The following is a 19700-nucleotide window of genomic DNA, read 5'->3' as shown; positions in this document are numbered from 1 at the left end:
GTGCTCAGGCCTTCGAGTGCGAGCGCTTCTCGCCGAGCCGGTCGTAGATCCGTTCCGGTGTCAGCGGCAGCGACCGGTAGCGGATTCCCGTCGCGTCCTGGAGTGCGTTCGCCAGTGCGGGGGCCACCGGGTTGATGCTGCACTCCGCCATCCCCTTCGCCCGCATCGGCCCGACGGAATCCGCCGACCCCACCAGGAGCACCTCGGTGCGCGGGACATCGGCGTAGGTGGGGATGCGGTAGTTGCGGAGGTTCGGGTTGACCACGGCTCCGTTCGCGTCGAGCCGGAAGTTCTCGGTCAGCACGAAGCCGATCCCCTGGGCGACGGCGCCTTCCACCTGTCCCCGTACCTGCGCGGGATTGATGACGACGCCGGCGTCGACCGCCTGGACGCTGTGGAGCACGCGGATCTCGCCGGTCACCCGGTGGACCGCGATCCGGAACCCGTGTGCGTTGGAGACGGCGCTCCGGGGAGATCCGTAGGCCTTGCGGGCGGCGGTGAAGCGGATGCCGCGCGCCCGTGCCAGCGCGACGAGTTCGGCCAGCGACACCCGCTGGTCCCCGCAGAGGACCCCGTCGTCGTCCATCGAGCACATCACGGGGTGGATGCCCGTGTGGGCGGCGGCGAACTCCAGAATGCGGTCGCGCACGGCGTTGCTCGCCCGCAGGACCGCGTTGCCCGCCACGAAGAGGCCCGCGCTCGCGAAGGCTCCGGTGTCGAATCCCGTGCGGTCGGTGTCGGACTGCACGAGGCGGATCCGCGACGGTGTGGTGCCCAGCTGGTTGGCGGCGATCTGGACATGGGCGGTCGAGGTGCCCTCGCCGAATTCGACCGTGCCGACGGCGAGCTCGTAGACGAGGTCGTCGCCGAGCGTCACCCAGGCCTCCGAGATGTGTTCGGTCGGGGGCGCGGTCTCGTGCAGGGAGGCCGCGACGCCCGCCCCGATGAGCCAGTCCGGGCCGAGGTGGGGGTCCCCGGCCGTCCGGGCCAGGGCCCGGGCGACCAGGTCGATGCACTGCGCGAGGCCGTCCTCGCTGAACATCACGTCGTCGGGGCCGTCGTGCATGGCTACGAGCGGTTCGCCGGGCCGCACGATGTTGCGGCGGCGCAGTGCGAAGGGATCCATGTGGAGGGCGAGGGCCAGTTCGTGCATCGCCGATTCCACGGCGAAGGCCGGCTGGGTCATCCCGTACCCGCGCAGCGCGCCGCTCGGAACGGTGTTGGTGTAGACGGAGTACGCGTCGTACTTCTTGTTGGGGCAGCGGTAGATCATGACGGCCGCGCCGCCCGCGAACAGGGTTTCCCCGCCGTGGTTGCCGTAGGCACCCGTGTTCGACACGTTGCGGACCTGGAACGCGGTGAGCGTGCCGTCCGCCTTCGCGCCCAGCTTGACCGTCAGCGTCATCGGATGCCGTGGCGAGGCCGTGGTGAACTCCTCCTCGCGGGTGTACTCGAAGCACACGGGCCGCCCCGTGTCCAGCGCGGCGAGCGCCGCCAGGTCCTCCGAGATGACCTCCTGTTTGCCGCCGAAACCGCCGCCCACGCGCATGCAGAACACGCGGAGCTGGTCCGGGCGCAGCGCGAAGAGGTGGGCGAGTTTGACCTTGGCGATGGAGGGCGACTGGGAGCTGGTGCGGACGTTGAGGCGTCCGTCCTCCATCCAGGCGATCGAGCCGTGGGTCTCCAGGTGCGCGTGCTGCACGCGCGGGGACGCATAGGTGCCTTCGTGGATCACGTCGGCCTCGGCGAAGCCCGCCTCCACGTCTCCGATGTGCGAGTGGATCTCGAGCAGGACGTTGTGGACGGGGTCGCGGACGAAGGGGTCGTCCGCACCGTGGATCTGTGGTGCCCCCTCGGCCATGGCCTCCTCGGGTTCGAACACCGCGGGCAGCACCTCGTACTCGACGACGACCTTGCGGCAGCCCTCCTCCGCGGCGCCGGGGGTGTCGGCGAGGACCGCGACGACGCGCTGGCCGGCGAAGCGGACGGTCCGGTCGAGGATGAGGGTGTCGTCCGGGTCGACCAGGTGGTCGGTGTGGATCGCCGTGGTGAAGCGTCTGCGCGGCACGTCCTCCCAGGTGTAGACCCGCTGTACACCGGGAACCTCGAGGGCGGCGCTCTTGTCGATCGACAGGATCCGGGCGTGCGCGTGCGGCGCGTGCAGCACCTTGAGGTGCAGCATGCCCTCCATGTGGGTGTCCATCGTGAACTCGGCGCGGCCCGTCACCACGTCGTTGGCCGCCGGTGCGCCGACGCTGGTTCCGACGGCCCTTCCCGGCTTGGCGCTCTCCACGCCGACGACGCCGCGGACCGCGTCCTCGATCCCCCGGTAGCCGGTGCAGCGGCAGAGGTTGCCCTTCAGCGCCCGTGGCAGATCCGCCTTCTGGGCCTCGGTGAAGGTCGCCGAGGTCATGATCATCCCTGCGGTGCAGAAACCGCACTGGAATCCCGGGGCGTCGCGGAACTGCCGCTGCATCGGGTGCAGGTTGCCGGGCGAGCCCAGCCCCTCGATGGTGGTCACCTCACGGCCGTCGGCGCGGAAGGCGGGGGTGATGCAGCTGTGTACGGGGCTGCCGTCCAGCCATACCGTGCAGGCGCCGCAATCTCCGGCGTCACAGCCCTTCTTGACACCGTAGTGGCCGAGCGCACGGAGGAAGGTGCGCAGGCACTGTCCGGGCGCCGGCTCCTCGTCGAAGCTCCTGCCGTTCACGCGGTACGTCATGACGTGCTCCCGGACCCGAGTTCACGGCGGATCTCCTCGGCGAAGTGCTTCGTCAGATGACGGCGGTGCCCGGGAGTGCCGTTGGGATCGTCGAACCAGACGTCGGTGGGGATGACGTCGATGCTCTGCTGCAGGGTCGAGGCGTCGGGCAGGGAGTCGAAGACCATGCGCACGGGTCTGGTGGTGCCGGCGGTGACGGTGAGCAGCAGGTCGTCGTGGCCGGGCGTGCGCGTACCGATGAGGAACACCGTCGAACGGCCGAGGCGGGTCAGCGTGAAGCGGCGGTGCGCGGTGCGCTTGCGCAGGGCGTGCACCGGAATCTCGATGCGCCGCAGGATTTCCCCGGGGGCCAGGATGTTCTGGTGGTCGCCGGTCACGAAGTCGAGGGCGTCGACGGTGCGCGTCGTTCCGTCGGCGGCCCACAGTTCGTAGCGCGCCTCCAGCGCCACCGTCAGCGTGATCATGGGGCCGGCCGGCAGGGACATGCAGATGTTCCCGCCGACGGTCGCCGCGTTCCAGACCTTGAACGAGGACAGGAAGGCCTCGCAGCTCGTCCCGAGCAAGGGGCCCGCGGTCCAGTCGGCCGGGGGCCGGAAGGCGTAGAGCTCCCGGATGGTGCAGGTGGCACCGATGTCGAGGCCCTTGTCGGTCGGGACGACGGGGGCCCAGCCCAGGGCGGTCAGGTCGACCAGGCGGCGCAGATCCGGCTGCTCCGCCGAGAACAGCCACGTCCCGCCCGCGAGCCAGGCGTCGCCCTCGCGCCAGTCAGCGCCCGGCCGGTCGGGCGGGCGCCGGACGACTTCGGTGATCGTGTTGAGGTCCACGGGGATCGCTCTCCCTCACGACGGCAGCCGTGTGACGGACCGTCCACCGGCCATCGGTGCGTGCGGGCAGCGTCACGAGCTCGGGCTACTGCATCGCATGCGCGTCGAAGCCCGGGTCGGCGATGGGTCGGCACCGGTTCGGCTCCGGGTGGCATCCCGGGCACGTCCGGTTCGACTCCGGCCGCTGTGGTCGGGCACTTCGGCGAGGACCAGCGGACGTGGAGACTCCTCTTCAGCGTATCCCCGACCGGCCCCGCACCGCCAAGCGCAGCCGCCCGAGCGCAGCCGCCCGAGCCCGGCCGCCCGAGCCCGGCCGCCCAAGCCCGGCCTAGGCGCGGGCCGCCGCCTCGTCGGCCAGGGTGGTGAGGTCCTCGACGGACATCGCGCCCGGCGGGAGGCCCTCACGGGCGAAGATGTTCGCCGCGTGCCGCAGGACGTCGTTGACGGGGGTCGCAATCCCGTGCAGCCGGCCCAGCAGGGAGATCTCCCCGTTGAGATAGTCCGCTTCCACCGAGCCCGTCCCCCGCGCCAGGCTCTGCCAGGACGACCCGCCCCGGACCCCCGGCGGCTGGTTCACCTTCCCGTCCCTCGCCAGCGACTGCTCGGCGTCCGAGGCGTACGCGATGCCCGCGGCCCCGAAGACGGCCTTCGCCTCGCGCACGGCCCGCAGCAGCAGGGCCGCCTTCGCCGGGTCCGGCTCCGGGCCGGTCGTCGCCTGGAGGGCGTTGCCCAGGTTGCCGAGCAACTTCGCGTACTTCCAGCGCATCACGTCCTCGACCACCGGAGCCTCGAAGCCGGCCTTCCCGAGGTCCGCCGCGACGGCCCGGCACAGGGCGTCCGCGCCGCCCGCCGCCCGGCCCACGTGCAGGATGCCGGTCAGCGGCGCACACAGCGCCGAGACCACGCCCGGCTCCAGGAAGGTCGCGGGCAGCCATACGCACACCCCGTACACGCGCGCGAAGCGCCGTAGCGCCAGCCGCTCGCTCTCCACGCCGTTCTGCGCGCACAGCACCGGCAGCCGCTGGGCCGCCGTGCCGCCGCCCGCGACCTCGGCGTCGCCCCACGCATCGAGCGCGGCGACCGCGTGCTGGGTCTTCACCGCCAGCAACAGCACGTCGTCGGGGCGCAGTTCGCCCATCCCTTCCGGTCCGGTGACCACGGGCAGGCGGTGTACCCGCTCCCCGTCGGCCGTGGTGAGCCGCAGCCCGTCGGCCCGCAGGGCCTCCGCGTGCGCGCCGCGTGCGACGAGGACGACCTCGCCGCCCGCCTCCGCGAGCCGTCCGCCGATGGTGGCGCCCACGGCGCCCGCGCCGATGATGATGTAACGCATGCCACGAGACTGGCACATCCGGGCCCCTGGGTTACCGTCGGGGCATGGTGAACGAGGGGATCGATCTCGGCGGGGAGCTGCCCGTACGGCGGCTCGGCTTCGGTACGGGCGGCCTGGTCGGCCCCGGCTACTGGGGCCCGCGCGGTGAGCGGGCCGAGGCCAGGGCCCTGTTGCGCACGGCGGTGGAGCGCGGGGTCACCCTCATCGACACCGCCGACAACTACGGCCCCGACCTGGCCGAGGAGCTGATCGCCGAAGCCCTGTACCCGTACGGGGAGCGGCTCGTCGTCGCCACGAAGGGCGGGGTGGTGCGCACCGGCCCCGACCGGTGGCACGTGGCGGGCCGCCCGGAGCAGTTGCGCCGGCAGTGCGAGGCGAGCCTGCGGCGGCTGCGCGCGGACCGGATCGGCCTCTACCAGCTGCACCGCTTCGACCCGGCCGTGCCGGTGGCCGAACAGCTGGGCACGCTGGCCGAGTTGCGGGCGGAGGGCAAGATCCGGCACATCGGGCTGGACACCGTGACCGCGGAGCAGGTGCGGACGGCCCTGGAGTCGACCCCCATCGCGTCCGTGCAGAATCCCTACAACCTGCTGGAGCGGGGCTCGGCGGAGGTGCTCGCACTGTGCGAGGCCCGCGGGATCGCCTTCCTCCCGTACTACCCGCTGGGGAGCGGCGCCCTGACCCGCGAGAGCGCGGCCGCCGTCACCTCGGTGGCCGCGGCCCACGGCGCGGGCCCGGGCCAGATCGCCCTGGCGTGGCTGCTGCACCACTCCCCCGTGCTGTGCCCGACGCCGGGCACCGGTTCCCCCGCACATCTGGCGGAGAACCTGGACGCGGCGACGATCCACCTCACGGCGCGGGAGCTGGAGCTGCTGGACGCGCTCGGCTGAGACCTGAGAGCCACGCCGCGTCAGTTTCCGGTGAGCTCCACCAGTTTGGCGACGGTGTTCCAGTTGCGGGTGGTCGCGTCGATGCCCTTGACGACGGCGGGCTTGGCGAGGGACTCCGCCAGTTTGGAGCGGCCCAGGCCGTTGGGGGCGTAGAGGTAGAGGACGCGGTCGCCGAGCCGGTACTCCTCGGGGAGGTACGAGGCCTCGTCGAGCGCGGCGAAGCGCTCCGCGCCCGGCTGTTCGGAGAAGAAGGTCGCGTGGAGCTGCCTGCCCTCCAGCTCCGCGGCCGGAAAGGGGCAGGCGTCGGCGACGGCGCGCAGGTACGCGCCGTCCACCACCAGGCAGGCCACCCGGAAGCCGAAGCGGGCCTCGATGGCCGCCTCCAGTTCCCGGGCGAGCGCCGCCGGGTCCTTCTTCTCGCTGCTGAAGACGGCGTTGCCGCTCTGCAGGTACGTCTGGACGTCGCCGTGGCCGAGCTCCTCCAGCACGGAGCGCAGCTCCGCCATCGGGACCTTCCTGCTCCCGCCGACGTTGATGCCGCGCAGCAGCGCCGCGTACTTCGTGGTCGTGGCCTTCTTCGTCATGGCGGCACCTTAGGGGGTGCCTACGACAGTTCGGCCTCGACGAGGTCGGCGGCCTGCCGCGTGCCGCCTTCGGCGGCCATCGCGGCGCGCACGGCCTCGGCGCGGGCGGCGACCCCGGGGTCGGCGACCAGGGCGAGGACCGCTCCCCGGAGGGTCGCGGCGTCCGCGTCCGCCATCGGTACGTGCCGGGCCACACCGAGCGAGACCAGCATGTCGGCGTTGCCGAACTGGTCGACGGCCTGCGGGACGGCGACCATCGGGGTGGCGGTGGCGAGCCCCTCCTGGCTGCCGCCGGCGCCCGCGTGGGTGATGAAGGCGTCGGCCTGGCGCAGGATGTCCAGCTGGGGAACCCAGCGGTGGACCTCGACGTTGGCCGGGATCTCGCCGAGGTCGGCCTCGTCGGTGAACTTGCCGATCTGGAGGACGACGTGCCAGTCGGGCAGGTCCGCGAAGGCGTCGATGCAGGCGCGGTAGAACGCGGGCTGCTTGGTGAAGGCGGAGCCGAGCGAGACCAGCAGCACCTTCTTGCCCTCGGCGGCGGCCGGCCTCTCCCAACTGCCCTGCGTGGCCGAGCGGTCGCCCTGGCAGGCACCGACGAAGGTGTGTACGGACCGGTCGACGCGGTCGGCGTGGGGCTGGAGCGCCTCGGGGATCAGGACGAGGCTGCGGCGCGGGCGGCTCTGGAGGCGTTCGATCTGGCCGTCGAGACCGTTCTCGATGAGCCAGGCGGCGAACCGGGCGTAGTACGCCTGTCCGCGCTCGGATGCCTTCAGTCCGGCGAACATCGGCTCGGCCACCTCCTCCTCGTAGCCCTCCCAGGCGACGAGGTTCGGGGAGAGGGAGACGGCGGGGACGCCCCACCGGTGGGCGAGCACGGGCGCCGGGTAGGAGGTGATGTCGTGGAGGACGAGGTCCGGCTCGTCGCCCTCGAAGGCGGCGGCGAGCTGCGGGAGGACCTGGATGGCGTCGTTCAGGAAGGGCTCCAGGTTGTCGATGAGCTCGGTGCCCCAGGCCTCCGGCTCGTCGTCGGTGGGGAGGGTGGAGGTGTAGATCACGGGTGTGGCGCCGGTCTCCGCGATCTTCTCGGCGAAGGCGGCGGGGATGGCGTAGCTGACGCGGTGGCCGCGGGCGACGAGTTCCCGGATCACTTCGATGCTCGGGTTCACGTGGCCGTGGGCGGCGATGGAGAACATGGCGATGTGTGCGGGCTTGGCCGGCTGGGCTGAGGTCATGATCAGACGATAGCGAGACGAGACGTCTCGTGCAACCATGTTCAGGCCGTCGTCCCGTCCGGCCCCCCGGAACCGCCGGTGGGTGCGCTGATGCGCTCGACGTCGGTGTTCAGCGAGTCCAGCCAGGCAAGGCCGGCATAGAACCGCGGCAGAGCAACCCCGACGACCGGGCCGGGAGCGGGCGCCGAACCGGGCGCGGACCCGGACTCCGGTCCGGACGCGGGCGCGGGGGGCAATGCCGGCTCGGAGCCGGACGCGTGCGCGGGGCCGGGTGCGGACGCCCCGCCAGGCGCGGCCGCCGGCCCCGGGGCGGGTGCAGGATCAGGTCCCGGCCCCGGCGCCGGGGCGGGAGCGGGAGCGGGCGTCGGACCGGGCGCGGACCCGGACTCCGGTCCGGACGCGGGCGCGGGGGGCAATGCCGACTCAGAGCCGGACGCGTGCGCGGGGCCGGGTGCGGACGCCCCGCCAGGCGCGGCCGACAGCCCCGGGGCGGGTGCAGGATCAGGTCCCGGCGCTGGCGCCGGGGCGGGTGCGGGCGGTGCCCCGGCGGCGCCCGGGGCCGCCGGGCCGGGTGTGGCTGCGGGCTCCGGGCCGGGTGCGGGTCCGGGCGCCGGGGCGGGTGTGGACGGTCCGTCCATCGGCGGGTTCGCGGCTGTCGGTCCGTTCGTGGCCACCGGCCGATGCGTGCCCGCGGGCAGGTCCGTGGCCGCCGGCCGGTCCCTGCCACCCGCCTGGTCCTTGCCCGTCGGCACCGGCCGGGAAGTGGCTGATGCCAGGGACGAGGTGGCGCGCAGGCCGGTGGCCACCTGCGCTCCCCGGGCGCGCAGGCGTGACTGCTGGGACGGCTCCAGGGGTGGGCCTCCGCGGGCGTGGAGGCGGCGCGAACCCCAGAGCACGTGGTGGCCCGTCATCAGGGCCGCCTGCAGGTCCGCGGGGAAGCCGACGGGGGCCTGGGGCTCGCTCTGGCGCTGCGAGAACGCCGACTCCGCCAGCAGCAGCGCGCGCTGGAGCGGCTCGTCGTCGGGGACGCGTCCCGGCCCGCCCGCCGCGACGGCGGCCGCGGTGCTCTCGACCGCATCGGCCGCCTCCGCCAGCAGCTCGGCGACCGCCCGGTGGAGCTCCGCCTGCGCCCCCCGCGGCCAGGCGAGCAATCCGAACACGACGCCGATCATGCTGCCGATGGCCACGTCCAGGATCCTGATCTCGGCCAGCCGCCAGGTCACCGGCGCCAGCTGCGCGAAGGCGAAGGACACGACGAGGGTGAACATGCCCTGGGCCCAGCCCACGCCCCGCACCGGCCCGACCCGGAAGGCCACGAACATGACGAACGGCAGGGCGATGGCGTAGACGGTGCTGTTCCCCCCGATCAGGGCCAGCAGGCAGCCGGTCGCGAGGGCGCCGAGCAGGGTGCCGGCGAGCGCCAGGCGTACGGTCGCCCGGGTCTGGGAGACCGTGGTCCGGGTCAGGCTGAGCACGGCGAGCATCGCCCAGAAGCCGTGCGGCAGGGAGTCGATGCCCGCGATCGTACGGGCGGCCGCGAGCGCGAGGCTGAGCCGGACGGCGTTCTGGAAGTGCACCGACCGCGGTCCGGCGTGTGCGGCCAGCCGGTGCCACCACAGGTGGGGCGCGCGCCGGCCGGCGTACCAGAAGCGGCCCGCATCGGTCTCGGCCGGGAGCCGCGCGCGGCGGCCCCGTACCGCCAGTTCGGCCGCCGTCGTGAAGGCGACGGCGGCGTCCGCCACCTCCAGCAGCGCGGCCCGCCGCACGCCCAGCGCCTCGCTCGCCGGCTGTTCGTCCACCTCCACGGCCCGTTCCCGTACGCCCCGCAGGGCGCCCGCCGCGTCGGTGGATCCGCCGGTGCCGCGCAGCAGGGCCGCGCACTCGGCGGCGGCCGCGCCGACCGCGGCCGGCACCCCGGGCGCCTGCTGTGGCGGCGGGCGCTCCGGGGGCGGCGCGGGCAGGTTCACCATGCGGTTCAGGAGCGTGCGGGCGGCCAGGCCCGCATGCGCGAGCCCGCGGTCCCGCAGGCCCGGCCCGGCGGGGCGGTCGGCCTCGGGGACCCGGAAGGGCCGTAGCGACTCGCCGGCCGCCCGGGCCGCCTGCGCCCCTGCGGCGGACAGCGTGTACGGGGCGCGGCCCAGCTCGTCGGCGCAGCAGGCGGCGGTGTCGGCTGCTTCGGCGGCCCGCTGCCGGTAGGAGGGGCCGCGCGGCTCGGGCAGCACGAAGAGCTCGGCGAGGATCAGCAGCGCGAGGCCGCAGGTCGTGCCCAGCAGGCGCTGGCCGAGGGTGTCGGGGGCGTAGGGCGGGAAGCACGGCAGGATGTAGAGCAGCTGCAGGCCGGGCGCGGCGCCCGACGCCCGGGGCCCGGCCACGGCCACGAAGGCGAGGAAGAAGCCGATGACCAGCATTCCGGCCACGGCGCTCCAGGTGCGCACCGCGAGATAGGTGCCGATCGTGACGAGCACCCAGGCCACGGGCGTCGTCCGGACGATGACTGCCGCCCGCTGGCGCCCGGTGCCGGGGATGTGCGAGAGGGCCGCCATCGACACGACCGAGAACAGGGCGTACATCGCCGCGACGGACTGGTCCAGGCCGTACAGGAACAGGAAGAACCCGGCACACGCGGCGAGCGTCGTGCGGATGGCGCGCCGCGCCACGCCGCTGGGGCCGCGGGCGGCGCCTGCGTCACGGTCGGCGCCCATGCCTCCAGCATCGGGCCGCCCTCCCGAAGCCACCACCCGCGCGGGCGGTGATAGAACTCGGATGCGCGGTGATCAAGGCAGGTCCCGGCGCATCCCGGCGATCACGGTGTTCACCGCGGTCGCCGCGATCACGGCCGCGATCACCACGGCTGCCACGATCACCGCGAACCGGCGGAGGACGGGAGCAGGGACATGGACGAAGCGCAGGCCAGGCGGGCACTGAAGGCGGCGGGCCTCACGCGGCCGACCCGGGGGGCGGCCGGCGAACCGGCCCTCCTCGCCTTCGGCGAGAACGCCGTCTTCGCCGTGGGCGACCTGGTGGTGAAGGTGGGCCGGGAGGCATCGCTGCTGGCGCGGGCCGAGCGGGAACTGGCCGTGGCCGGCTGGTTCGCCGCGGCCGGGATCCCGGCGGTCCGCGCGGCCGAGCCGGAGCCGCGGCTGGTGGACGGACATCCGCTGACACTGTGGCACCGGCTCCCGGACGCGGTCCGGCCCGCGGGCGCCGAGGACCTGGCCGTGCTGCTGCGCGCCGTCCACGCCCTGCCCGCGCCGCCGTTCGCCCTGCCCGAGCGGGACCTGCTGGGCGGGGTCGAGCGCTGGCTGCGGCTGGCGGGGGACGCGATCGACCCTGCGGACGCCGCGTACCTGCGGGCCCGCCGGGACACCTACGCCGGTGAGGTGGCGGCCCTGACCCCGCACCTGCCGCCCGGCCCGGTCCACGGCGACGCCCTGCCCCGCAACGTCCACGTGGGCCCGGACGGCCCGGCCCTGGTCGACCTGGAGACCGTCTCGGCCGATCTGCGCGAGCACGACCTGGTGGTGATGGCGCTCTCGCGCGACCGGTACGGCATGCCCGCCGGGGAGTACGGGGCGTTCGTGTCGGCGTACGGGTGGGACGTCCGCGACTGGGCGGGCTGCGCGGTCCTGCGCGGGGCCCGGGAGACGGCCAGCTGCGCCTGGGTCGCCCAGCACGCCCCGGTCAGCCCGGGGGCGCGCGCCGAGTTCCGCCGCCGTGTGACGTCCCTCCGGGACGGCGACCCCGGCATGCGCTGGCATTCGTTCTAGGACCCGGACGTTCGGGTCCGGGTGCGCGTCCGGGCGGGGCCGTCGGCCGGTCTAGCTCTCCCTGCGCGGGACCACCGGCCACGCCGGCTCGACTATCGCCTCGGGGTCCGAGGTGCGGCGGAGGTAGCTCTGCAGGGACTGCGCCTGCTGGGCGGCCGCGTGGATCTGGAGGTCGTGGAGGTCCGCCAGCTCGATCGAGCCTATGGATGCGTGCTTCGCGCCCACCCGGCGCGCCGCGCGCGCTGCCGCGAGGGCGTCCGCGGCCGCGTTGTGCGCGTCGTCGAGCGTCACGCCGTAGTGCTCGCAGAGGGCCTGGAGGGTCCGCCTGCCCTTCCTGTACCGGTCCGCGTGCTTGTCGAGGACCAGGGGGTCGATGACGTGCGCGGGCCTGCCCCGCAGCCGGTCGGCCAGCGGTGCGATCCCGTGCCGGCGGCACTCGCGGTCCAGCAGCGACAGGTCGTAGCGGGCGTTCATCACCACGAGCGGGGTGCCGGAGCCCAGCCCGTCGGCGAGGGTCTGTGTGATCTCCGCGATCGCCGGTGCGGCCGGCACGCCCTGCGTGCGGGCGTGCTCCGTGGAGATGCCGTGGATCGCCGACGCCTGCTCCGGGATGGCCACGCCGGGGTCGACCAGCCACGTGCGGGTCCGCGCGACCCTGCCGTCCGGCTCCATGGCCACCACCGCGGCGGTGACGATGCGGTCGGACTCGATGTCGGTCCCGGTCGTCTCGAGGTCGAAGGCCACCATCGGACCGCTGATCCAGCTCATCGCCGGGCCCCCCGTGATTCCCCCGGCCCCGCGCCGGTCCTCTCCAGATCCCCCATGCCGTGCCCCTCCCCCGTACACCTTCGGTCAACGGCTTTCAGCCTGCCACGGGGCACTGACAAGCCCGACGACACCCCCCTCGAGGGGTGCCCGGCGTCCGGTGTCCGGGTCCTCACGACACGGGGCGGGAGTCCTCCCACATCGACTCGAACTCCTCCCGGTACGTCGCGAACAGCCCGTGGTCCGCGTCCTTCGGCACGCCACGCCCGCCGCCCCGCAGGACGAGGACGGGGGATTCCATCCCGCGCGCCCGCCGCAGGTACGACTGGACCACCGCGATGCCCGAGGAGTTCCCCTCCACCAGGTAGGCGGTGAAGCGCGGGGTCTCGTCGAAGACGTGGATCTCGAAGCGCGAGGGGTCCCGCAGGCCCGCCCGGACCCGGCGGACGTGCAGGATGTTCATCTCCACCGAGCGGCTCAGCTCGCCCTTGCGCAGCCCCAGCTCCCGCTCGCGCCGCTTGACCGCGCTGCTCGCCGGGTTCAGGAACAGCAGCCGCACCCGGCAGCCGGCCTCCGTGAGCCGGACGAGTCTTCGGCCCGAGAAGTTCTGGACCAGCAGGTTGAGCCCTATGCCGATGGCGTCGAGCCGCCGCGCGCCCCCGAAGAGGTCCTCCGCGGGGAGCTGCCGCTGCAGGCGCACCCGGTCCGGGTGGACCGAGATGACGTCCGCGTACCGGTCTCCCACCAGGTCCTCGACGGCGTCGATCGGCAGCCGGTCCGCCGAGGGGCTGCCGGCGCCGCCGCCCAGGACCTCCAGGAGCCGCGCCGAGGCCCGTTCCGCCTGTTCCAGCACCGGCCGTGACAGCGCCCGGTTGCGGGAGACGACGTTGCGGGTGACCTCCAGCTCGTCCAGGGCCAGCTCGATCTCGCGCCGGTCGTCGAAGTACGGTTCGAAGCACGGCCAGTGCTGGACCATCAGCTCCCGCAGCTGGGGCAGGGTCAGGAAGCTCAGCACGTTGTCGTCTGCCGAGTCGAGCAGGTAGCCCTTGCGCCGGCTGACCTCGCGCACGGCCACGGCCCGCTGCACCCACTCCTGCCCGGCGGGTCCGGCGGCCGCGACCACCCAGTCGTCCCCGCCGTGCACCGGCTCGTAGATCGGCCGGAGCACCGCCCCGACGACCGAGCGCAGCCGCTGTTCGATCAGGTTGAGCCAGATGTAGGCCCGGCCGGCCCGCTGGGCCCGGGTGCGGACCTCGCTCCAGGCCTCCGCGCTCCAGTCCAGTTCGGCGCCGGCGGATCCCGGCCCGCCCGCGCTCCCGGCCTCCGCCGGTCCGCCCGCCAGGGAGACCGCTCCGGCGGCGACCCCTGCCGGTGCCCCGCCGGGGACACCACCTGGGGCGTCCGCCGGGCCACCCTCGTGACTGCTGTCACCAGGGGGCAGCTCCAGACCTCCCGAGCTCACCCGTGCACCGCCTTCTGCGTCTGGACGCCCGTCTCCAGTGATCACGGAAGGGTACTCCGCGCGCGCGGCCCGGTGCAGCCGGATGGTCCCCGCAACGGTCGTCCGTTGACCCATTATCGGATGCGCAGACAGTCCGCTGACCCGCATATCAGCTCTGCGGGTCACCCGGTAGGACCCCTCCCAAGTCCGCGCGTGGGGGCCCTCTTTCGGGGAAGATCGGAACAGTGACGTGGTCCACGCCGGATCAGCCGGGACATCCGACAACGCGGGAAGAGTCGTTATCTATGCAGGTCTGGCCGGGACAGGCGTATCCGCTCGGCGCCACTTACGACGGCGCCGGCACCAACTTCGCGGTCTACTCCGAGGCCGCCCGACGGATCGAGCTGTGCCTCCTCCACGACGACGGTTCGGAGTCCGCCGTGGAACTGCGCGAGACGGACGCCTTCGTCCGCCACGCGTACCTGCCCGGCGTCATGCCGGGCCAGCGCTACGGTTTCCGCGTGCACGGCCCGTACGAGCCCGAGCGCGGCCGGCGCTGCAACGCGGCGAAGCTGCTGCTGGACCCGTACGCGCGGGCCATCAGCGGCCGGGTGACGTGGGGCGAGGCGGTGTACGGCTACCACTTCGGCCGGCCCGACTCGCGCAACGACCTGGACTCCGCCCCGCACACCATGAGCTCGGTCGTGGTGAACCCGTACTTCGACTGGGCCAACGACCGGCCGCCGCGCCACGAGTACCACCACACCGTGCTGTACGAGGCCCACGTCAAGGGTCTGACGATGCGCCATCCGGACCTGCCGGAGGAGCTGCGCGGCACGTACGGGGCGCTCGCGCACCCGGCGGTCATCGGTCACCTCGCCAAGCTCGGCGTGACGGCGCTGGAGCTGATGCCGGTGCACCAGTTCGTCAACGACCACCGGCTGGTCAACGACGGGCTGAGCAATTACTGGGGCTACAACACCATCGGCTTCTTCGCCCCGCACAACGGCTACGCCTCGGGTGACCGCGGCCAGCAGGTGCTGGAGTTCAAGTCGGCGGTCCGGGCCCTGCACGAGGCCGGGATCGAGGTGATCCTCGACGTGGTCTACAACCACACCGCGGAGGGCAACCACCTGGGCCCGACGCTGTCCTTCCGCGGACTCGACAACGCCTCGTACTACCGGCTGGCGGACGATCCGCGGCACTACATGGACACCACCGGCACGGGGAACTCGCTGCTGATGCGCTCCCCGCACGTGCTCCAGCTGATCATGGACTCGCTGCGCTACTGGGTCACCGAGATGCACGTGGACGGTTTCCGCTTCGACCTGGCGGCGACGCTGGCCCGCCAGTTCCACGAGGTGGACCGGCTGTCCTCGTTCTTCGACCTGGTCCAGCAGGATCCGGTGGTCAGCCAGGTGAAGCTGATCGCGGAGCCCTGGGACCTGGGCGAGGGCGGCTACCAGGTGGGCAACTTCCCGCCGCTGTGGACCGAGTGGAACGGCAAGTACCGGGACACGGTACGGGACCTCTGGCGCGGGCAGCCGCGAACGCTCGCGGAGTTCGCCGGGCGGCTGACCGGCTCCTCCGACCTGTACCAGGACGACGGGCGGCGGCCGCTGGCGTCGATCAACTTCACCACCTGCCACGACGGTTTCACCCTGAACGACCTGGTCTCGTACAACGAGAAGCACAACGAGGCCAACAGGGAGGGCAATCGGGACGGCGAGACCCACAACCGTTCCTGGAACTGCGGAGTGGAGGGGCCGAGCGAGGATCCGGAGGTGGTGGAGCTGCGCGAGCGCCAGATGCGCAACTTCACGGCCACCCTGATGCTGTCGCAGGGGGTGCCGATGCTCAGCCACGGCGACGAGTTCGGCCGCACCCAGGGCGGCAACAACAACGCCTACTGCCAGGACAACGAGTTGTCGTGGGTGCGCTGGCCGGAGCCGGGCAAACCGCCGCCGTCGCTGCTGGAGTTCACCCGGCGGATGGTGTGGCTGCGCCGCGACCACCCGGTCTTCCGGCGGCGGCGGTTCTTCCACGGCCGGCCGGTGGAGGGTACGCACGACGAGCTCTCCGACATCGCCTGGTTCACCCCGCACGGAGAGGTGATGCGGGCGCGCGACTGGCAGGCGCAGCACGCGCGGGCGCTGACCGTCTTCCTCAACGGGGAGGCGATCTCCGAGCCGGGCACCCGCGGGGAGCGGATCACCGACGACTCGTTCCTGCTGATGTTCAACGCGGGCGCGGACCCGCAGGACTTCACCATTCCGGCGGGGCACGGCGCGCAGTGGCACCTGGTGGTGGACACGGCGCGGGCGGACGTGCTGCCACCCGGCACCGGGCCGCAGTACGCGGCCGGCGACCGGGTGGCTCTGACGGGTCGGTGCCTGGTGGTGCTTCAGCGCCCGGCGTAGGCGGCGCCGTTCTCGCCGGACACCGGCGAGGCGGTCCGCGGGCCGGGAACGAAGGCGGCGGTGTGCGTACGGGCGGCGGGCACCCGGGTGACCAGGGCGAGGGTCAGGCAGAGTGCGGCGGCCCCGACGGCCACGGCGAAGGCCCCGGCGGGGCCGTACCACTCGGCGAGGCGCCCGCAGAGGACGAGCGCGGTGGCCTGCCCGGCCACCAGACAGCTGGCGGCGAAGGCCATCGACGTGGAGAGCCGGGCCGGTTCCACGGCCCGCTCGGTGAGCGCGAAGGCGGTGATCAGGTGGGGCGCGTAGGCCGCCCCGAGCACGGTGACGACGGCGTACAGCGGCCACAGGCCGTCGGTGAACAGCAGGGGCACCGAGAGCACCAGGGCCGCTCCGGTCGCCACCCGCCAGCGCAGCCGCAGTCCGAAGCGGGCGGGCAGCGCGCCGAGCGAGAGGCCGACGGCGGCGCTGACGACTCCCATCGCGGAGTAGACGACGGCGGCCTGGTCGGGGACGCCGAGCCGGATCGTCAGCGCGGTGATGCCGGCCTGGCAGGCGCCGAACATCGCGCCCTGGAGGGCGAGGGAGCCGCGTACGGCGTAGACGACGCCGGGCGGGCGGACCCGGCGGCCCGTACCGCGGCCGCGCGCGGGGGCCCCTCCCCCGGACTCCGTCCGGGGGTACCCCGCGGTGACGGCGGCGGTCGGGTGCAGCGCGTAGACGGTGCCGAAGACGGCGACGAGGCCGGCCGCGCCGCCGAGGGCGACCGCCGGGTGCGCGAGGAGCGCGGCGAGCCCGACCAGGGCGGGTCCGAAGACGAAGGAGACCTCGTCCAGGGTGCCTTCGAGGGCGTGGACGGCGCCCACGACGCTCTCGTCGGACTTGGCCCGGCGGGCCAGGGCCACGGAGCGGGTCCGGGCGAGCGGCCCGATCAGCGGTACGGAGGCGCCGGTGAGCGCTCCGATCGCGGCCAGCGGCACGGTGGCCAGGTGGGTGAGGGCCCCCGCGACCAGGGCGGCGGTGGCCACCGCGTTGACGGCGGCGGCGGTCAGGACGACGGACCGCTGACCGTGCCGGTCGGCGAGCCAGCCGAGGACGGGTCCGAAGACGACCTGGCCGAGGGAGAGGGCGCCGCCGACCACGCCGGCGGTCGCGAGCGAGCCGCTGGTCTGGGCGACCAGCAGGAAGCTTCCGAACTGGGACATCGCGACGGGCAGTCGGGCGAGGAAAGAGACGAGGGGAAGTAGGGGCCCGGTCAGGGCGATGACTCTTCGATAGGTGTTGACGGTTCCAACCACTTGATCGACATTAACCCGGCGCAGTCACTCGGATGCATTGGGTAATGGCACGGAATCCGGCAGGTTGGGTACGTACGTTCTCATGAGCCAGCCGCAACCGGTCACCGAATCGGAATCTGACGTTCCGACACCTGTCACTCCGGCGTCGACCTACCGTCTCCAGCTGCGTCCGGAGTTCCCCTTCGCGGCGGCCGAGGCAGCCGTACCGTACATCGCCTCGCTCGGCGTGTCACACCTGCACCTCTCCCCCGTCCTGGAGGCGGTACCCGGCTCCGCACACGGGTACGACGTCACCGACCACTCCCGCGTACGGGCCGAGCTCGGCGGCGAGCCGGGCCTGCGCGCCCTGGCCCGGGCCGCCCGGGCGCACGGGCTCGGCCTGGTCCTCGACATCGTGCCCAACCACATGGCGGTGCCGACGCCGCTGCGGCTGAACCGGCCCCTGTGGGAGGTGCTGCGGGACGGACCCGGCTCGCCGTACGCCCGCTGGTTCGACATCGACTGGGAGGCCGGCGGCGGGCAGGTGCTGCTGCCGGTGCTCGCCGGGCCGGTGGAGACCTCCGAGCTGACGGCCGACGGCGACGTACTGCGCCACGGCGAGCAGGAGTTCCCGCTGCGGCCGGGCACCGCGGGGCTGGCGCTGCCCGAGCTGCTCGCCGCCCAGTGGTACCGGCCCGCCTGGTGGCGGGAGGCCCGGACCTCGCTCAACTACCGGCGCTTCTTCACCATTTCGGACCTGATCGGGGTCCGCGTGGAGGACCCGGAGGTGTTCACCGCCACCCACGCGAAGGTGCTGGAGCTGCTCCGGGACGGGGTCGCGCAGGGACTGCGGATCGACCACGTGGACGGCCTGGCGGACCCGGAGGAGTACCTCAGGCGGCTGCGGGCGGCGGCCGGGGACGACTGCTGGGTGGTCGTCGAGAAGATCCTCGCCCGCCACGAGCGGCTGCCGCCCGCGTGGCCGGTGGCGGGGACCACCGGCTACGACGCACTGCACCGGGTGGACGGGGTGTTCACCGATCCTGCGGGGGCCGCGGAGCTGGCGGCCCGGTACGGGCGGTCCACCGGGCTGCCGCAGTGGCCGGAGGCGTCCCGGGCGTGCGCACGGGAGGTCCTGACCGGCGACCTGGCCGCCGAACTGCGGGCCCTGGAGCGCCTGTCCGGTCCGGAACTGTCCGAAGCCGTACGGGAGCTCCTCATCGCCTTCCCCGTCTACCGGCCCTATCCCGGCGAGCCGGAGCTGCCGCCGCAGGCGCTGGAGCAGGCGGCCGCGGTGGCCGGTCCGGGCCCGGTGGCCGGCGTACGGGAACTGCTGCGGCGCGATCCGGCCTTCGCGGCCCGCTTCGCGCAGACCTCGGCGGCGCTGCGCGCCAAGTCCCTGGAGGACCGGGCCTTCTACCGGTACGCGCCGCTGCTGTCGGCCACCGAGGTCGGCGGGGAGCCGGGGCAGCCGGCCGTTCCGGCCGAGGAGTTCCACGCGTACTGCGCCGCCCAGGACCTGGAGTGGCCCGCGGCCGGGACCGTGCTGTCCACGCACGACACCAAACGCAGCGCGGACGTCCGGGCCCGGATCGCGACCCTGTCGCAGGCGCCGGAGCTGATGGGCCGGCCCGCCGGCCCCGACCCCCAGCTGGCCTGGGTGGCCCGGCAGACCGCACTCGGGCTCGGGCCGGCCCCCGACGCCGCGCCCCGGCTGTCCGAGGCGCTGCTCAAGGCGGTGCGCGAGGCCGCCCTGCGCACCAGCTGGACGGAGCCGGACGAGGACTACGAGGCGGAGGTCCCCGGATACGTACGGGCCCCCCTCGACCTCCCCGTGGAGCTGGCGGAGGCCGCCCGCGCCAACCTCCTCGGCATGGCCCTGCTGCACCTGGCGATGCCGGGGGTCCCGGAGGTCTACCAGGGCGCCGAGACCGAGTACCGGGCCCTCGTCGACCCCGACAACCGGCGTCCGGCCCGCTTCCCCCGCCGGGAGCTGGCCCGGCTGGACGCGGGGGCCGCCCCGGAGGGCCCCGCCGAGGAGAAGCTGGCCCTGACGGCCACCCTGCTGCGGCTGCGCCGGGACCGGCCGGAGCTCTTCCGCGGCTATGCCCCCGTCCCGGCGCTGGGCCCGGCGGCCGGCCACCTGGTGGCGTTCACCCGGGCCCCGGGCCTGCTGGTGGCGGCCACCCGGCTGTCCCACCGGCTGGCCGCGTCCGGTGGCTGGCGCGGCACCCGGCTGCCCCTGCCACCCGGCACGTGGACCCCTCTCCTCCCCCCGCACACCGGCCCGAACTCCCCTACCCCGCACAGTGGTTCGACCGAAGTGACCGGCCTGCTGAACGGCCGCCCGGTGGGCGTATGGCTCCGCCGGTGAACCTCTGCGCCGTGCCGCCCCCGGACGCTAGGCTGCCTCGCACCCGGGCCGCACGGCCTGCGCGCCGGGTGGAGGGG

At 73.8% G+C, this 19700-nt stretch carries 12 protein-coding genes and 1 pseudogene; 4 read left to right on the top strand and 9 right to left on the bottom strand.

The features are described from left to right. Nucleotides 1-4: 4 nt before the first annotated feature. The 3 genes from OG472_RS33095 to OG472_RS33085 form a co-directional block, all read right to left on the bottom strand. Nucleotides 5-2722, bottom strand: coding sequence for a molybdopterin-dependent oxidoreductase (locus tag OG472_RS33095; RefSeq protein ID WP_405942339.1), 2718 nt, complete (start codon nt 2720-2722; stop codon nt 5-7). Next, on the bottom strand, nt 2719-3546 hold the full coding sequence (locus OG472_RS33090; protein WP_405832548.1) for an FAD binding domain-containing protein: 828 nt from the start codon (nt 3544-3546) through the stop codon (nt 2719-2721). The genes OG472_RS33095 and OG472_RS33090 overlap by 4 nt, the downstream gene beginning before the upstream one ends. Before the next feature lie 328 nt (nt 3547-3874). Next, entirely contained in the window at nt 3875-4876 is a 1002-nt protein-coding gene (locus OG472_RS33085; protein ID WP_405942338.1) for a ketopantoate reductase family protein, read from the bottom strand. Between the two features lie 44 nt (nt 4877-4920). Between OG472_RS33085 and OG472_RS33080 the strand changes: the two genes are divergently transcribed. Continuing rightward, nucleotides 4921-5766 carry an aldo/keto reductase gene (locus OG472_RS33080; RefSeq protein ID WP_405942337.1) on the top strand — a complete coding sequence of 282 codons (846 nt, stop codon included), beginning with the start codon at nt 4921-4923 and terminating at the stop codon, nt 5764-5766. Between the two features lie 20 nt (nt 5767-5786). On the opposite strand, the gene OG472_RS33075 is transcribed toward OG472_RS33080, so the two are convergent. The 3 genes and pseudogenes from OG472_RS33075 to OG472_RS33065 all read right to left on the bottom strand — a co-directional run bounded on the left by OG472_RS33075 (nt 5787) and on the right by OG472_RS33065 (nt 10284). Further along, nucleotides 5787-6350 carry a DUF1697 domain-containing protein gene (locus OG472_RS33075; RefSeq protein ID WP_401613961.1) on the bottom strand — a complete coding sequence of 188 codons (564 nt, stop codon included), beginning with the start codon at nt 6348-6350 and terminating at the stop codon, nt 5787-5789. A gap of 20 nt (nt 6351-6370) precedes the next feature. Then, a pseudogene (mgt, locus tag OG472_RS33070) lies at nt 6371-7617 on the bottom strand (macrolide-inactivating glycosyltransferase). A gap of 6 nt (nt 7618-7623) precedes the next feature. Further along, on the bottom strand, nt 7624-10284 hold the full coding sequence (locus OG472_RS33065; protein ID WP_405942336.1) for an FUSC family protein: 2661 nt from the start codon (nt 10282-10284) through the stop codon (nt 7624-7626). A gap of 192 nt (nt 10285-10476) precedes the next feature. Here OG472_RS33065 and OG472_RS33060 point away from each other — a divergent pair, with 192 nt between their 5' ends. Next, nucleotides 10477-11349, top strand: a complete 873-nt coding sequence (locus OG472_RS33060; protein ID WP_405942335.1) for a phosphotransferase enzyme family protein — start codon at nt 10477-10479, stop codon at nt 11347-11349. A gap of 51 nt (nt 11350-11400) precedes the next feature. Here OG472_RS33060 and OG472_RS33055 read toward each other — a convergent pair whose 3' ends face one another. Together OG472_RS33055 and OG472_RS33050 are read right to left on the bottom strand one after the other, a co-directional pair. Further along, nucleotides 11401-12117, bottom strand: a complete 717-nt coding sequence (locus tag OG472_RS33055) for an exonuclease domain-containing protein (protein WP_401613955.1) — start codon at nt 12115-12117, stop codon at nt 11401-11403. Nucleotides 12118-12286: 169 nt separating this feature from the next. Then, nucleotides 12287-13576, bottom strand: coding sequence for an SAV2148 family HEPN domain-containing protein (locus tag OG472_RS33050; protein WP_401253875.1), 1290 nt, complete (start codon nt 13574-13576; stop codon nt 12287-12289). A gap of 284 nt (nt 13577-13860) precedes the next feature. On the opposite strand from OG472_RS33050, the gene glgX reads away from it, so the two are divergent. After that, nucleotides 13861-15975, top strand: coding sequence for a glycogen debranching protein GlgX (glgX, locus tag OG472_RS33045; protein WP_405832539.1), 2115 nt, complete (start codon nt 13861-13863; stop codon nt 15973-15975). Here glgX and OG472_RS33040 read toward each other — a convergent pair. Further along, nucleotides 15960-17270 (bottom strand): MFS transporter, encoded by a 1311-nt coding sequence (locus tag OG472_RS33040; protein ID WP_405942334.1) that lies wholly within the window; start codon nt 17268-17270, stop codon nt 15960-15962. The two genes, glgX and OG472_RS33040, sit on opposite strands and share 16 nt — an antisense overlap. Before the next feature lie 82 nt (nt 17271-17352). On the opposite strand from OG472_RS33040, the gene treY reads away from it, so the two are divergent. Further along, the gene (gene treY, locus OG472_RS33035) at nt 17353-19623 is read left to right on the top strand and encodes a malto-oligosyltrehalose synthase (protein WP_401613949.1); all 2271 of its coding nucleotides are present in this window, start codon (nt 17353-17355) and stop codon (nt 19621-19623) included. Nucleotides 19624-19700 lie beyond the last annotated feature (77 nt).

The sequence above is a fragment of the Streptomyces sp. NBC_00207 genome (assembly GCF_045160965.1).
Classification (GTDB): Bacteria; Actinomycetota; Actinomycetes; order Streptomycetales; family Streptomycetaceae; genus Streptomyces.
This window is presented reverse-complemented; position numbering and strand designations above follow the sequence as displayed.

What these genes read in the sequence shown, in the direction of transcription:
- OG472_RS33055 (WP_401613955.1), bottom strand. Translation starts at nt 12,117, where the DNA reads ATGAGCTGGATCAGCGGTCCGATGGTGGCCTTCGACCTCGAGACGACC.
- OG472_RS33075 (WP_401613961.1), bottom strand. Translation starts at nt 6,350, where the DNA reads ATGACGAAGAAGGCCACGACCACGAAGTACGCGGCGCTGCTGCGCGGC.
- OG472_RS33080 (WP_405942337.1), top strand. Translation starts at nt 4,921, where the DNA reads ATGGTGAACGAGGGGATCGATCTCGGCGGGGAGCTGCCCGTACGGCGG.
- OG472_RS33065 (WP_405942336.1), bottom strand. Translation starts at nt 10,284, where the DNA reads ATGGGCGCCGACCGTGACGCAGGCGCCGCCCGCGGCCCCAGCGGCGTG.
- OG472_RS33085 (WP_405942338.1), bottom strand. Translation starts at nt 4,876, where the DNA reads ATGCGTTACATCATCATCGGCGCGGGCGCCGTGGGCGCCACCATCGGC.
- glgX (WP_405832539.1), top strand. Translation starts at nt 13,861, where the DNA reads ATGCAGGTCTGGCCGGGACAGGCGTATCCGCTCGGCGCCACTTACGAC.
- OG472_RS33095 (WP_405942339.1), bottom strand. Translation starts at nt 2,722, where the DNA reads ATGACGTACCGCGTGAACGGCAGGAGCTTCGACGAGGAGCCGGCGCCC.
- treY (WP_401613949.1), top strand. Translation starts at nt 17,353, where the DNA reads ATGAGCCAGCCGCAACCGGTCACCGAATCGGAATCTGACGTTCCGACA.
- OG472_RS33060 (WP_405942335.1), top strand. Translation starts at nt 10,477, where the DNA reads ATGGACGAAGCGCAGGCCAGGCGGGCACTGAAGGCGGCGGGCCTCACG.